This is a genomic window from Pelagibacterium flavum (assembly GCF_025854335.1).
Classification (GTDB): domain Bacteria; phylum Pseudomonadota; class Alphaproteobacteria; order Rhizobiales; family Devosiaceae; genus Pelagibacterium; species Pelagibacterium flavum.
The window spans coordinates 104,632-117,974 of the sequence record NZ_CP107716.1 but is presented as its reverse complement, the minus strand read 5'-3'; the positions used below and the strand labels follow the sequence as shown (position 1 = coordinate 117,974).

The 13,343-nt window shown below is 59.5% G+C and carries 18 protein-coding genes; 10 read left to right on the top strand and 8 right to left on the bottom strand.

Annotation, left to right across the window (positions count from 1 at the left end):
- Positions 1-76 precede the first annotated feature (76 nt).
- The 3 genes from rho to hemE all read right to left on the bottom strand — a co-directional run bounded on the left by rho (position 77) and on the right by hemE (position 2,977).
- Positions 77-1,342 (bottom strand): transcription termination factor Rho, encoded by a 1,266-nt coding sequence (gene rho, locus OF122_RS00595; RefSeq protein WP_264225957.1) that lies wholly within the window; start codon positions 1,340-1,342, stop codon positions 77-79.
- A 150-nt stretch (positions 1,343-1,492) separates the two neighbouring features.
- Positions 1,493-1,921: a protoporphyrinogen oxidase HemJ gene (gene hemJ, locus OF122_RS00590; RefSeq protein ID WP_264225956.1), complete on the bottom strand. Its 429-nt coding sequence runs from the start codon at positions 1,919-1,921 to the stop codon at positions 1,493-1,495.
- Positions 1,922-1,948: 27 nt separating this feature from the next.
- The gene (gene hemE, locus OF122_RS00585; RefSeq protein ID WP_264227721.1) at positions 1,949-2,977 is read right to left on the bottom strand and encodes a uroporphyrinogen decarboxylase; all 1,029 of its coding nucleotides are present in this window, start codon (positions 2,975-2,977) and stop codon (positions 1,949-1,951) included.
- 401 nt (positions 2,978-3,378) lie between these two features.
- Between hemE and OF122_RS00580 the strand changes: the two genes are divergently transcribed.
- The 4 genes from OF122_RS00580 to dnaQ are packed head-to-tail and all read left to right on the top strand — an operon-like array spanning position 3,379 to position 6,196.
- A complete protein-coding gene (locus OF122_RS00580) occupies positions 3,379-4,047 on the top strand; it encodes a Maf family protein (RefSeq protein ID WP_264225955.1) in 669 nt (222 codons plus the stop codon).
- On the top strand, positions 4,044-4,871 hold the full coding sequence (locus tag OF122_RS00575) for a shikimate dehydrogenase (protein ID WP_264225954.1): 828 nt from the start codon (positions 4,044-4,046) through the stop codon (positions 4,869-4,871). The genes OF122_RS00580 and OF122_RS00575 overlap by 4 nt, the downstream gene beginning before the upstream one ends.
- An 18-nt stretch (positions 4,872-4,889) precedes the next feature.
- Positions 4,890-5,483 (top strand): dephospho-CoA kinase, encoded by a 594-nt coding sequence (gene coaE / locus OF122_RS00570; protein WP_264225953.1) that lies wholly within the window; start codon positions 4,890-4,892, stop codon positions 5,481-5,483.
- A gap of 5 nt (positions 5,484-5,488) precedes the next feature.
- On the top strand, positions 5,489-6,196 hold the full coding sequence (dnaQ, locus tag OF122_RS00565) for a DNA polymerase III subunit epsilon (RefSeq protein ID WP_264227720.1): 708 nt from the start codon (positions 5,489-5,491) through the stop codon (positions 6,194-6,196).
- A gap of 72 nt (positions 6,197-6,268) precedes the next feature.
- Here dnaQ and secB read toward each other — a convergent pair whose 3' ends face one another.
- Entirely contained in the window at positions 6,269-6,799 is a 531-nt protein-coding gene (gene secB / locus OF122_RS00560) for a protein-export chaperone SecB (RefSeq protein ID WP_264225952.1), read from the bottom strand.
- Between the two features lie 122 nt (positions 6,800-6,921).
- Positions 6,922-7,350: an FxsA family protein gene (locus tag OF122_RS00555; RefSeq protein ID WP_264225951.1), complete on the bottom strand. Its 429-nt coding sequence runs from the start codon at positions 7,348-7,350 to the stop codon at positions 6,922-6,924.
- A 161-nt stretch (positions 7,351-7,511) separates the two neighbouring features.
- On the opposite strand from OF122_RS00555, the gene OF122_RS00550 reads away from it, so the two are divergent.
- From OF122_RS00550 to OF122_RS00530, 5 genes are all read left to right on the top strand, one after another.
- Positions 7,512-8,294, top strand: coding sequence for a Tim44/TimA family putative adaptor protein (locus tag OF122_RS00550; protein WP_264225950.1), 783 nt, complete (start codon positions 7,512-7,514; stop codon positions 8,292-8,294).
- Positions 8,295-8,314: 20 nt separating this feature from the next.
- Positions 8,315-8,926 (top strand): Smr/MutS family protein, encoded by a 612-nt coding sequence (locus tag OF122_RS00545; protein WP_264225949.1) that lies wholly within the window; start codon positions 8,315-8,317, stop codon positions 8,924-8,926.
- Positions 8,923-9,294 carry a helix-turn-helix domain-containing protein gene (locus OF122_RS00540; RefSeq protein WP_264225948.1) on the top strand — a complete coding sequence of 124 codons (372 nt, stop codon included), beginning with the start codon at positions 8,923-8,925 and terminating at the stop codon, positions 9,292-9,294. The genes OF122_RS00545 and OF122_RS00540 overlap by 4 nt, the downstream gene beginning before the upstream one ends.
- Positions 9,295-9,386: 92 nt before the next feature.
- Positions 9,387-9,779: a DUF6152 family protein gene (locus OF122_RS00535; RefSeq protein WP_264225947.1), complete on the top strand. Its 393-nt coding sequence runs from the start codon at positions 9,387-9,389 to the stop codon at positions 9,777-9,779.
- Positions 9,780-9,786: 7 nt separating this feature from the next.
- Positions 9,787-10,245 carry a hypothetical protein gene (locus OF122_RS00530; RefSeq protein ID WP_264225946.1) on the top strand — a complete coding sequence of 153 codons (459 nt, stop codon included), beginning with the start codon at positions 9,787-9,789 and terminating at the stop codon, positions 10,243-10,245.
- Here OF122_RS00530 and hslU read toward each other — a convergent pair.
- The 3 genes from hslU to hslV are packed head-to-tail and all read right to left on the bottom strand — an operon-like array spanning position 10,242 to position 12,582.
- The gene (gene hslU, locus OF122_RS00525) at positions 10,242-11,552 is read right to left on the bottom strand and encodes an ATP-dependent protease ATPase subunit HslU (protein ID WP_264225945.1); all 1,311 of its coding nucleotides are present in this window, start codon (positions 11,550-11,552) and stop codon (positions 10,242-10,244) included. The two genes, OF122_RS00530 and hslU, sit on opposite strands and share 4 nt — an antisense overlap.
- Entirely contained in the window at positions 11,552-12,058 is a 507-nt protein-coding gene (locus OF122_RS00520) for a GNAT family N-acetyltransferase (protein ID WP_264225944.1), read from the bottom strand. The genes hslU and OF122_RS00520 overlap by 1 nt, the downstream gene beginning before the upstream one ends.
- A complete protein-coding gene (gene hslV / locus OF122_RS00515) occupies positions 12,055-12,582 on the bottom strand; it encodes an ATP-dependent protease subunit HslV (RefSeq protein WP_264225943.1) in 528 nt (175 codons plus the stop codon). Before hslV ends, OF122_RS00520 begins: the two co-directional genes overlap by 4 nt.
- A gap of 143 nt (positions 12,583-12,725) precedes the next feature.
- Between hslV and hisB the strand changes: the two genes are divergently transcribed.
- The gene (gene hisB / locus OF122_RS00510; protein ID WP_264225942.1) at positions 12,726-13,322 is read left to right on the top strand and encodes an imidazoleglycerol-phosphate dehydratase HisB; all 597 of its coding nucleotides are present in this window, start codon (positions 12,726-12,728) and stop codon (positions 13,320-13,322) included.
- The last annotated feature ends 21 nt before the right edge of the window (positions 13,323-13,343 follow it).

The window sequence follows — 13,343 nt, the reverse complement described above, 5'->3', positions numbered from 1 at the left end:
GTTCAGAATGCAGCGAGGCCGCGCCGTGTCAACGCCACGCGCGGCCTCAAATATGTAGCCTGGGCTGGCGAAAATCCTAAGTGTTCATCGACTCGAAGAATTCGGCATTGGTTTTGGTCTGCCGCAATTTATCAAGCAGGAACTCCATGGCGTCGACAGTCCCCATCGGGTTGAGAATGCGCCGCAGCACATACATCTTGCGCAGGACATCGGGCTCGACCAGCAATTCTTCCTTGCGGGTGCCCGATTTGGTGACGTCGATCGCCGGGAACACACGCTTGTCGGAGACCTTGCGATCGAGAACGATTTCCGAATTGCCCGTGCCCTTGAACTCTTCAAAGATCACTTCGTCCATACGGCTTCCGGTATCGATCAGGGCGGTCGAAATGATGGTCAGCGAGCCGCCGTCTTCGATATTGCGCGCCGCACCGAAAAAGCGCTTTGGGCGCTGCAGGGCATTTGCATCGACACCACCGGTCAACACCTTGCCCGAGGACGGGACAACCGTGTTGTAGGCGCGGCCCAGACGGGTGATCGAATCGAGCAGAATCACCACATCGCGCTTGTGCTCCACAAGGCGCTTGGCCTTTTCGATAACCATTTCAGCTACTTGGACGTGCCGTGATGCCGGTTCGTCAAAGGTCGAGGAGATAACCTCGCCCTTCACCGAGCGCTGCATGTCGGTCACTTCCTCTGGCCGTTCGTCGATCAGAAGCACGATTAGATAGCATTCGGGATGATTGGTCGCGATAGATTGTGCAATATTTTGCAACAATACAGTCTTACCGGTACGCGGCGGAGCAACGATCAGGGCGCGCTGGCCTTTGCCGAGCGGCGCAACGAGATCGATGACCCGGGCCGATCGATCCTTGGTGGTGGGATCGGCAAGTTCCATGTTCAGCCGCTCATCGGGATAGAGCGGGGTGAGATTGTCGAAATTGATCTTGTGGCGGACCCGTTCGGGATCCTCGAAATTGATGGTATTGACCTTGAGCAGCGCGAAATAGCGCTCGCCTTCCTTGGGAGAGCGGATCTGGCCCTCGACCGTGTCGCCGGTGCGCAAGCCAAAGCGGCGGATCTGGGAGGGGCTGACGTAGATGTCGTCAGGGCCCGGCAGGTAATTGGCATCTGGAGAGCGCAGGAAGCCGAAACCATCAGGCAGGACCTCGACAACGCCTTCGCCGGTTATTTCCACATCGCGGGTCGCCAATTGCTTGAGAATGGCGAACATCAATTCCTGCTTGCGCAGTGTATTGGCATTTTCGACGTCGAGCTCTTCGGCAAAGGACTGCAACTCGGCCGGTGATTTGGCCTTGAGGTCCCTGAGCTTCATGAATTCCATGATCAGCCTTCTTAGGGGGATGGTCGGGATAAACTTAAAAAAGGAGGGAGAAGCGGGGCGGAGCAATTTGCCGCCCATCTCACCGCGAATGGGTGAGTTGCACGCTTCTCATAAACCATTCAATGCGCTCATTGCAAGCACAACCCGAGCCTAGAATGGCTTAACAATCACCATGACGACGATGACGATCATCATGACCGTGGGAATTTCGTTGATGGCCCGAAAAAATTTGGCCGGCCGCGCGTTCTCGTCGCCGGCAAAGGCCCGCAGGGTCTTGCCCAGAAAACCGTGAAATCCGGAAAGGGCGATAACGAACGCCAGCTTCACCCAGATCCACCCCATGGCAAAAATTCCCAGCCCGTAAAGATGGATCATCCAGAGCCCGAAAACCCAGGTAGCGATCATCGCCGGGGTCATGATGGCGCGATAGAGCCGGCGTTCCATAACCTTGAAGGTCTCTGACTGGACCGACCCCTTTTCGGCATCTGCGTGATAAACGAACAGGCGCGGCAGATAAAGCATCCCGGCCATCCAGGCGATGACCGAAATCACATGCAATGCCTTGACCCATTCCAGCATCAAACTCTCCCAAGCCTCCAAACTTGCTTAGCGCCCATGGACGATATCGACAAGCCGCGAAACATGAGCGATCGGCGTCTGCGGCACGATCCCATGCCCCAGATTGAAGATATGCGGGCGATCGGAAAACCCTTCGATGATTTCCTCTGCGCGGTCTTCCATCTGCTTGCCGCCGGCAACCAGCCGCAAGGGATCGAGATTGCCCTGCACGGGAAGTGTCTTTGGCAGATTCGATGATGCAAAAGCCAGAGGGGTGGCAAAATCGAGACCCAGGACACTGACTTTGGTTTTTTCCGCATACTCGGCCAGCATTCCGGCTGCGCCACGCGGAAAGCCCGTGATCGGAGCGTCGGGGATGAAGCTGCGCACGCGCTCGACGATACGCCGATTGGGCTCGATCACATGGCTGCGGAAGGCGTCTTCGTCCAGGTTAAGCGCCCAGCTTTCAAAAATCTGCACCATGTCCGCTCCAGCGCGAAACTGGGCAACCAGATACTGGGCTGAAACCTCGACAAGGATATCGATCAGCGCTGCAAAGGTCTCAGGATGCTCAAGCGCAAAGAGACGCGCGGCCGCCTGGTCGGGCGAACCACGTCCGCCGATCATGTAGGTTGCAACGGTCCAGGGCGCGCCACAAAACCCGATCAGGGTCTTGTTCTCGCCCAAAGCCAGTTTGATCCTGTCGAGAGCCTCGAGAACCTTGTCGAGATTATCCAGAGCCTTTTCAGGCTTGAGCGTTGCAAGGCTGTTCTCATCGATCGGATCGAGGATCGGCCCTTCTCCCGGCGCAAAGCGCACGTTCTGGCCCAGCGCGTGAGGGATGACCAGAATGTCGGAAAACAAGATTGCCGCATCGAGATCGAACCGTCGCAGCGGCTGCAGCGTCACTTCGGTGGCCAGGGCAGGCGAATAGCAAAGATCGAGAAAGCTGCCCGCTTTCTCCCGCACCTCCCGGTATTCGGGAAGATAGCGTCCGGCCTGACGCATGATCCAGATTGGGGGACGCTCCTGGCGCATCCCCAGCGCCGTATCGAGAAGCGGTTTTCCGGAGCGCAGCTTAGGTGAGGGCGAAAGCAATTTTGGGGCTCTTGGGTCTTTGAAGGAATCTAAGTCTTAAAGAGTCTTCTTTTTCTTTATAGCTGTGTTTTGCACCAATTGTTTCCAGCCCACAACCGCACCCCTCCAAATCGGCTTGCGTCAGTTTCGCGCGGCATGCTCGGCAGCGAACGCTTCTGGAAAAGTGGGAATGAAAGGGTGCGGCGGCCCGTGTCATTAACGTTTCGTTAAGGTCTGCCCTGTGCAAATCCTTAATGAAAGATTAACGCTACGCGCCGCCCAGATCGGCAGGTTTTCCACGCTCTTGTCCCCAGGTGCACAGAACCGTCCCCAGTTTACGAGCTGTTAACCCAATATCGGCGTTTGGGGAAAACTCGGCCCGTGATCTGTCCAGATCGGAAATGGGCTTTAACTGTGGCCACGCATGTGGAAAAGCTCGTGCGGTCCCCAACGCCAAAGGCCCGTCTATGCTGATCCTTGCCTCGAAAAGCACAACGCGGAAAAGCCTTCTTCAAAACGCGGGGTTGCAGTTTTCCCTCGCAAGCGCGGACGTAAACGAGCGCGAAATCGAACAAGCTGCCTTGACCGAAGGTGAGAATCGGAAAGGTCTCGCGCGGCGCCTGGCTGAGGCCAAGGCCCTCGCCGTCAGCACCACAGCGCCCAGTGCCATGGTGATCGGCGCCGATCAGACGATTGCCTTTGAAGGCCGGGGTCTGCACAAGCCCATCGACCGCGACGATGCCGCCACGCGGCTGATGAGCATGGCGGGCAAATCGCATGAGCTCCATTCAGGTGTCGCGCTGGCCCGCAACGGTCAGATTGTCTGGAGCGCCGTCGAGACCGCCGTTCTGACCTTCAGGCCGTTCGATCGCAAGACGCTGGATCGTGTTCTCGATCTGGAAGGCGAAGCGATCCTGGATTCTGTCGCCGCCTACCGGCTCGAAGGCCCCTCCATCCGGCTTTTCGAGCGGATCGAGGGCGACTATTTCACCATTCTGGGCCTGCCGCTGCTCCCCCTTCTGGCGGCCCTCGAACAGCACGCCCCGAAAGTCTTCGAGCCCGGTTCATGAAAAAAGCCTTCGTCATCGGACACCCGATCGCCCATTCCAAATCGCCGCTGATCCACCAAAGCTGGATTGCCGAGCACGAGCTTGATGCAAGCTATGAGGCGATAGACGTCGCGCCGGACGATCTGGCTGCGTTCGTTGCCCGACTGCGCGATGGCGCGTTCGTGGGCGGCAATGTCACCATTCCGCACAAGGAAGAGGTGATGGGCCTGATCGAGGAGATCGACCCGCTGGCCGCAAAGATCGGCGCGGTCAACACGCTGGTGGTCGATAACGGCACGATATCGGGCTCCAACACCGATTATGTGGGGTTCCTTGCCAATCTCGATGCCGCCTCCCCCGGTTGGGACAAGGGACTAGAATCCGCACTCGTTATTGGCGCGGGCGGGGCATCGCGGGCAATTCTGGCCGGGCTGATCGACAGAGGCGTACCGCGCATCGATCTCATAAACCGGACGCTGGAGCGGGCCGAGGCTTTGGCCGCCGAATTCGGCCCCACGATTGTGCCTGGCGCTCTGCACGATATGGCCTCGCGGACGGAGGGATCGGGTCTTCTGGTCAACACAAGCTCGGTCGGTATGAAAGGCACGCGGTTCGAAGGGCTCGAGCTGTCGCGCCTCGCGCCGGGAGCTGTGGTCACCGACATCGTTTATACACCGCTCATTACCCCGCTTCTGGCCCAGGCGCGCGCCGAGGGGTTTGCCATTGTGGACGGGCTGGGTATGTTGCTCTATCAGGCAGTGCCGGGCTTTAAGGCATGGTTTGGCGTCGAGCCTGCCGTCACCGAAGGGCTCAGAAACCGCGTTCTGGCCGCGCTTGGGCAGTAACGAGTATTCGAGGGAAATATGCTGCGCGTTGTGCTCACCGGTTCCATCGCCACTGGAAAATCGACGGTGCTCGCGCGCTTTGCCGAGCTCGGTTTCCCCACCTATTCGGCTGACGAGGCCGTGCACGAGCTCTATGCCGGGGAGGCCGCCGCTCTTGTTGAAACACTTTTTCCCGGTACGGTGAGCCAGGGCGTTGTCGATCGCAAAGCCTTAAGTGCGGCAATTGCGGCAGAGCCCGAGCGGATATCCGAGCTCGAGGAGGTGATCCATCCTCTCGTGCGCGAAAAGGCGATTGATTTTATGGACAAGGCCGAAGCGGAAGGCAACCGATTGGCGATCGTGGAGATCCCGTTGTTTTTTGAAACCGGGGCCAAATATTCCATCGACAAGGCCGTTACCACCTATTGCGATCCGCAAATCCAGCGCCAGCGGGTTCTGGCCCGACCGGGAATGAGCAATGAAAAGCTCGATTTCATCTTGTCGCGTCAACTGACCCAGGATGAAAAGCGGGCACGGGCCGATTACACGATCGACACTTCAGGTACCATGGACGATACGATGGCCCGCACCGATGCCGTGATCGAGGCGCTGCGCAAAGAGGCCGCGCAATGAGTCTTTTGCGCGAAATCGTTCTCGACACCGAAACCACGGGGCTTTCAGCGGCAAATGGCGACAGGCTGGTGGAAATCGGCTGCGTCGAGCTGATCAATCACATCCCGACCGGGCGCCACTATCACGTTTATATCAATCCCGAACGCGACATGCCCGAAGAGGCGTTTCGCGTGCACGGGCTGTCGGAAGAATTCTTGCGCGACAAGCCCAAATTCGCCGAAGTGGCCAACGACTTTGCCGAATTTATCGGCGATGACACCCTGATCATTCACAACGCGCCCTTCGACATGGGGTTCTTGAACGCCGAGCTCGAATGGACAGGGCGCCCGCGCCTCACAAACGGTGTCATTGACACCGTCATGCTGGCCCGCAAGATTCACCCCGGCGCCCGCGTCAGCCTCGACGCGCTCTGCAAGCATTACGGCATAGACAATTCCCGTCGGGCGCTGCACGGCGCGCTGCTTGACAGTGAAATTCTGGCCGAAGTCTATCTTGAGTTGATCGGCGGCCGTCAGGTGGCGCTGGCGCTATCCGCCGAGGCCGAAATTTCCATCCGGGGTACCGGAACCCGGCCCCCCGCTCGCTCGCGCCCAACGCCCCTGCCGCCTCGCCTGACGGCGCAGGAAAAACGGGCCCATGCCGGCTTTATCGCCCAGATGGGCGAAACAGCGCTTTGGCTGAAATACGAGACGCTGGAAATCGAAGCGGAATAAGCCCCTGCCGACTGCCGAGAAATAAAAAAGCCCCGGAGAACCGGGGCTTTTCCGTTTGGGCTGCCGGGATGGTCAATTGACCGTCGGCTTGACTTCGGTGGCGTTGGCTGTGCCTTCGGTCTTGTTCTTTTCGGCCGCGGCCGCAAGGTTGCGGCGATAAAGGGCCAGAAAGTCGACCGGCTCAAGCAGCAGCGGCGGAAAACCGCCTGACTGAATGGTCGAGGCGAGCACCTGGCGCGCGAAGGGGAAAATCAGCCGCGGCGCTTCCACCATCAAGAGGGCGCCGAGCTGGTTTTCCGGAATGTTGCGGGTGCGGAAAAGACCGCCATAGACCAACTCGACCGCATAGAGCACTGTACCTTCGCGTTCGGTCTTGACGTTAAGGCCGATTTCCACCGCATAGACATCGTCGCCCTGCTTTTTGACCTGAACGTTAATGTTGACGTTGGAGCCGGGATTGACCTGACCAGGCACCAGAGAGGCCGGTGCGTTGGGGTTTTCAAAGCTCAGGTCGCGCACATACTGTCCCACGATGCCGAAAGCGGGTGCAGTTCCTTCCGGGCTGGAGGCGGCCGCGTCGTTGTTTGTGTTGTCTTCAGCCATTGGCCAATATGTCCCTATCTCTGGTTAGCCAGAGCGGCCCGGCAAGGACCGCAAATTTCGCGGTCTGGCTAGCACTTTTGCGTGCTGCTCACAAGGTTTGGCGCAAAGGAGCGCAAAACGGCTTAGCGGTAGTCGTCGTCGTCAAGCTCGATCGATTTGTATGCCGGGCCAGGTTGGGAGGGCCTATAGGTGGTCACCACCACCATGTTCCGGCTCATCAGCCCGTAAAGCCAGTGCCGGACAGGCGGAATGAGCAGCGCGAATCCGACGGCGTCGGTGATGAAACCCGGAATCAGCAGAAACAGGCCGGCCGCGGCGATCATCATCATTTCGGCGAACTGGCGTTGGGGCATTTCACCCCGCGCCATCATGGCCCTGCTGTCCATCACCATGCCCAGCCCCTGCCAGCGCACAATGAAGATACCGGCCACCGCCGTCAGGACAATGGCGCCGAGGGTCGAAAGGATACCGATCTGTCCCCCCACCCAGATGAATCCGGCGATCTCGAGAAACGGCAACAGCAAAAATCCAAGAAGAATGAAACGTCCCACGCGGAGCGATCTCCTGCTCGTTTGAGAAGGCCCGCCGGCACGCAACACCATGTCGGCCAAACCTCTCGATCACAATAATGCCACTGCAAACTGGTTTGCAGGGCGCGTTTGCATATATATAGGTCACGACAACCAGATTGCGAACCGCCAGGAATCCGCGCTTGACCATACGTGTCACGGATCGGGTGGTGGACAGAACCATTCATTTTGGAGCCAGAATTTCACTCATGGGCGAATTTCTCGACTTTCCCACCCTTATCGTCATCGTGGTGGCCATCGTGGTGCTCCTGCGTCTGCGCTCGGTTCTGGGCACCCGTACGGGCAACGAGCGGCCACCCTCGGCGCGTTACGACTCGATCTCGCGCACCAAATCGGACAATGACGACACGGTGGTTCCGATGCCGCGCCGCAATCCTCAGGACGCAGAGGAAGCCGAACGCCAGCAGCGCAAGCTTGAAGCCGAGATCGAAAAACTGGGGGGCGGCAAGCCCGAAATCGAAAACGGCCTGCGCGCCATCGTGGCGGCTGATCCGGCTTTCTCGCCCAAGCAGTTCCTCGAAGGCGCCAAATCAGCCTACGAGATGATCGTCTCGGCCTACGCCTCTGGCGACCGCAAGACCCTCAAAATGCTGCTCGACAAGGATGTTTACGACAGCTTCGACACCGCGATAACCGAGCGCGAAGCGGCCGGTCATACCGTCGATTTCACCTTTGTGGGCCTCTCCAATATCGAATTTGTCGAAGCCGAACTCGACAAGCGCAACGCGGTCGTGACCCTCAGAATCGATGCCGAAGTGGTCTCGATCACCAAGGATCGCGAGGGCGAAATTGTCGAGGGCACGCCGGGCCAGGTCGTGGCAATCGCCGACGAATGGACCTTCATGCGCAACACGCGCTCGCGCGACCCCAACTGGAAGCTGGTCGCGACCAACGATCTCGAATAGAGCCGAAAGGCCGGTCCGCCATGGCGCGCAAACCGCCCGGTCCTCGCTCCAAAAAGCCCGGGCCGGTGCGTGACTGGCATCTCTGGAATGCGGTGGGCAACACCGTCGATCCTCTCTTGCGCCGCAAGAGTTCCGACCCCAAGGCCCTGCTCGAAGCGCTCGAGAGGGCCGGCGAGGAACCCGATTCTGGTAAACCGCGCGATACATCGCCCCGCTTTGCGCGTCCGCCCCTGCCCTCGGTCCAGCCGATGATCGCTGCTTCGAAGATTCCCGCATCGGAAAAATCGATCGAGCCCAATCTCAAGCGCCGGCTGGCGCGCGGGCATGAACCGATCGATGCAACTCTTGATCTGCATGGCATGACCCAGGACCAGGCGCGCCTGGCGCTTGAAAGGTTCATCCCCGCCCGTGCGGCGCGTGGAGACCGGACGGTTCTGGTCATAACCGGCAAGGGGATCAAAAAGACCGGCTACCTGCAGCTCGAGCAAAAGGGCGTGCTGCGCGAAATGGTGCCGCTCTGGCTCAATGCGACAAATCTGGCCCCTATGGTGGCGGGCATCGATCCTGCCCATCAAAGCCATGGCGGTGGTGGCGCGCTCTATGTCCGGCTCAAACGCAGGAGGCAGATGTGACCCCGCTTGGCGCCAAATTGCGCAAGCTGCGTGCCGAACGTTCCATTGCGCTCAAAGACATGGCCAAGGCCCTCAACGTGTCGAGCGCCTATCTCTCGGCGCTTGAGCACGGCAAGCGCGGCAAGCCCACATGGTTCATGGTGCAGCGCATCATCGCCTATTTCAACGTCATCTGGGACGAAGCCGAGGAAATCCAGCGCCTGGCCGAGATTTCAGACCCCAAAATGACCATCGACACGTCCGGCATGGCACCCGAGGCAACCGAATTGACCAATGTGCTGGGCCGGGAGATCGCCCGTCTGACCCCTGAGGACATGAAGGCAGTGCGCGACGAAGTGATGCGCCGCGCAGTCCGCAGCAAGCCCTGACCCTGAGGATGTGTCGGAGTCCGGCGTCCTTGCCTGTGCCACATTGTCGCTGCACAGTTTCAGGCCTGCTCGCGTTCAAGGGGTGTTCCGCCATGTCGATTGTTTCACGCCGCACGCTTTTTGCCCTTGGTACGGCCCTGTCGGTCTGTGTTGCCCTTCCCGCTTTCGCCCATCATGGCTGGGGCTGGACAAGCGAAGAGTTTTTCGAGCTCGAAGGGACATTGACCGATCTCTATATCGGCCAACCGCACCCTACCCTCACTCTCAACGATGGCGAGACTGACTGGACAGTCGAACTGGCCCCTGTCGGGCGGACCCTGGCGTCGGGCTTCGACGAGACGGTGGTGGCGATTGGCGACACAGTTGTCGCCCATGGCCACCGGTCCACCGATGAGGCCGAATACCGCATGAAAGCCGTCCGGCTTGTGATCGGCGATGCGACTTACGACGTTTATCCCCAATTCGCCGCCGAGCTCGACCAGTAAGCACGATATGCTCGAGGCAATCGAAAATCTCGCGCTGGCCAACTATCTGCGGCGCGATATTTTCGCCTATCCGATCGTCAATGGGCTCCATATCCTTTCGCTCGGCATGCTGGTGACCAGCGCGCTGCTCATGGATCCCCGCGTGCTGGGCGCCGGACGCCGGGTCCCGCTCGGAGCGGCCATCGCCGTGTTGCGTCCTGTGGCTATTGGAGCGCTCGGCGTCGCGGTGACAACCGGCGCCCTGCTGTTTTCCGTCCGGCCATCCCAATATGCGGGCAATCCGGTATTTCTCACCAAGCTGGGCCTGATCGGGCTGGCGCTCGCCAATGCCGGTGTTTTCGTTCTGGGCCGGAAGCTTCTGGCGCCCGAGAGCGCGACGACGCGGCTTTTGGCGGCAGCCTCGATCCTGTTCTGGATCCTGGCTGTGTTCGCCGGTCGCGCCATTGCGTTTTTCGGTGGCAGCTAAAGAATGTAGCGTGACAGATCGGTATCGCCGGCCATCTTGCCCACGGTTTCCCGCACACGATTGCCATCGATGGTCAGCGTCGTTCCAGCCTTGTCTGGCGCTTCGAACGAAATGTCCTCGACCAGCTTTTCGAGCACCGTTTGCAGGCGTCGCGCGCCGATATTCTCGACGCTCGAATTGACCGACACCGCGACAGTGGCGACTTCCTCGATGGCATCGGGCGTAAATTCGAGCGTCACCCCTTCGGTGCCCATCAGCGCCACGTATTGCCGGATCAGGGAATATTCAGTGTCCGAAAGGATCTTGATGAAATCCTCGCGCGTCAAAGCCCGCAATTCCACCCGGATGGGCAACCGGCCCTGAAGTTCGGGCAGAAGATCGGACGGCTTTGAGACGTGGAAGGCACCCGAGGCGATAAACAGGATATGGTCGGTGTTGACCGGTCCGTATTTGGTGGAAACCGTGGTGCCCTCGATCAGTGGCAACAGATCGCGCTGCACGCCTTCGCGGCTCGGGCCACCGGTTACCCCGCCTTCCTTGGCGGCAACCTTGTCGATCTCGTCGATAAAGACGATGCCGTGATTTTCCACCAGCTCGATCGCCTCGACATTGATCTTGTCCTGATCGAGCAGCTTGTCGGCCTCCTGATTGATGAGAATTTCATAGCTGTCCTTGACCTTGACGCTGCGCTTCTGCGTCTTGCCGCCAAACGCCTTGCCGAACATGTCCGAGAGGTTGATCATCCCCGCCCCGGCGCCCGGCATTCCGGGAATATCGAACATCGGCATGCCCGAAGTGGCTGGCACCTCGATCTCGATTTCCTTGTCGTCGAGTTCGTTGTCGCGCAGCTTTTTGCGGAACGCCTCGCGCGTCGAGGGGGTCGCCGATTGCCCCACCAGTGCGTCGATCACCCGCTCCTCGGCATTGAGATGAGCCTTGGCCTTCACCTCGGCGCGCTTCCGGTCTTTCAGAATCACGATACCGGCTTCGACCAGGTCGCGGATCATCTGTTCGACGTCACGGCCGACATAACCCACCTCGGTGAATTTGGTGGCTTCGACCTTGACGAACGGCGCTTGGGCCAGTCGCGCAAGGCGACGTGAAATTTCGGTCTTGCCCACGCCGGTTGGCCCGATCATCAGGATGTTCTTGGGGCTTACCTCGCGGCGGATATCCTCGGGCAATTGCTGGCGGCGCCAGCGGTTGCGCAGAGCAATGGCCACGGCACGCTTGGCGTCCGATTGCCCGACGATATAGCGGTCAAGCTCGGAAACGATCTCGCGGGGGGAAAAACTTCTGTCGGTCATTATCTGTCTTCTTTATCCAGAAACCGCACCATCAGGTGCTCGTCGATGAAGCGCCCATCGACATGAAGGGCGCGCGGCTCGGTGCCATAGGTCTGGAACCCGAACCGATGATAGAGTTTCAGGGCTGCGCAATTGTCCACGGCCACGCCCAGATGGACCTGCCGAACCACCGTCCTGGCGTAAGCGATGATGGCGTCCATCAGCGCCGCTGCTGTCCCGCTGCGTCGGTATTCGGGGCGAACATAGAGCCCGAAAATCGTGCCGATATGGCCGGTCTTGGGCCGATCGGATACGAACAGGCCCGCCATTCCCACCGGTTGGTCGTCCGCGAACGCCACGAAAATGGCGGCATCCCTTGTGCCTTGGGCGTACCATTCGATGGGCCGCGCCCTTTCGGTTTCGGCATCGGAGGCAAACGATCCCGGATCACCGTCCAGCGCGATCAGCCTTATGGTCCGATAGGCCTCGGCCTCATCAGGTCCAATCTGGCGGATCGAAAAGCTCAAGAGTCAAGCTCGAGCGTTTCGACGGTCACATCAGCATTGGTATAAACGCAGATGTCGGCAGCGATGGCCATGGATTTGCGGGCAATCTCCTCGGCGCTCTTGTCGCTGTCAACCAGGGCGCGGGCTGCGGCAAGGGCATAATTGCCGCCCGAGCCAATGGCGGCGATCCCGTCCTCGGGAGACAAGACATCCCCCGTTCCGGTCAGGATCAGCGAATCGGATTTATCGACAACGATCATCATGGCTTCGAGCCGGCGCAGATATCGGTCGGTGCGCCAGTCCTTGGCCAGCTCCACGCAGGCGCGCATCAATTGCCCGGGATATTGCTCGAGCTTGGCCTCGAGCCGCTCGGAAAGGGTGAAGGCGTCGGCTGTGGCCCCGGCAAATCCGGCAATCACCGAACCGCCTGCCAACCGGCGCACTTTCTTGGCCGAGTGCTTCATGACGGTCTGGCCGAGCGAGACCTGTCCGTCACCCGCCACCACGACCTGATTGCCCTTGCGTATTGAAACGATTGTCGTCATGTGAAACTCGAAATGCCTCTTACAAAAAAACGCGTGTTGGCCTTTATTTAGGATTGGCTGGGCTAAATGCAATGCGAAGGCACCATGCCGGGCTTTCCCGGCGCCCTTCAAGCTGTTAATGCAAGGCCCGAGTTTCCAAGGGGATGAACCCAATGCGCAAGGCAAAGCTCGATCGCAAGACCAACGAGACCGAGATCGCCGTGGCCGTCGACCTCGATGGCAATGGCGTGCGGCAGATCGAAACCGGGATCGGCTTTTTCGATCACATGCTCGACCAGCTTTCGCGCCATTCTCTGATCGACATGGCGATCCACGCCAGGGGCGATCTGCACATCGACGATCATCACACCGTTGAAGACGTCGGCATTGCCATCGGCCAGGCGTTTAAAGAAGCACTGGGCGACAAGAAGGGCATCATGCGCTATGGCGCGTGCGATCTGGTCATGGACGGCACCAAATCGACAGTGGCGCTCGATGTGTCCGGCCGCGCGTTCCTTGTCTGGCGGGTGGAGTTCACTTCGCCCAAGATCGGCACTTTCGATACCGAACTGGTGCGCGAATTTTTCCAGGCCATTGCGATCAATGCCGGCATCACGCTGCACGCCGAAAACCATTATGGCGACAACAACCACCATATCGCCGAAAGCCTGTTCAAGGCTTTGGCGCGCGCGCTGCGTCAGGCGGTTGAAATCGACCCCCGCGCGGCCGATCAGGTGCCCTCGACCAAGGGCGTGTTGTAGGATCTAGGCTGGGGCAATGCC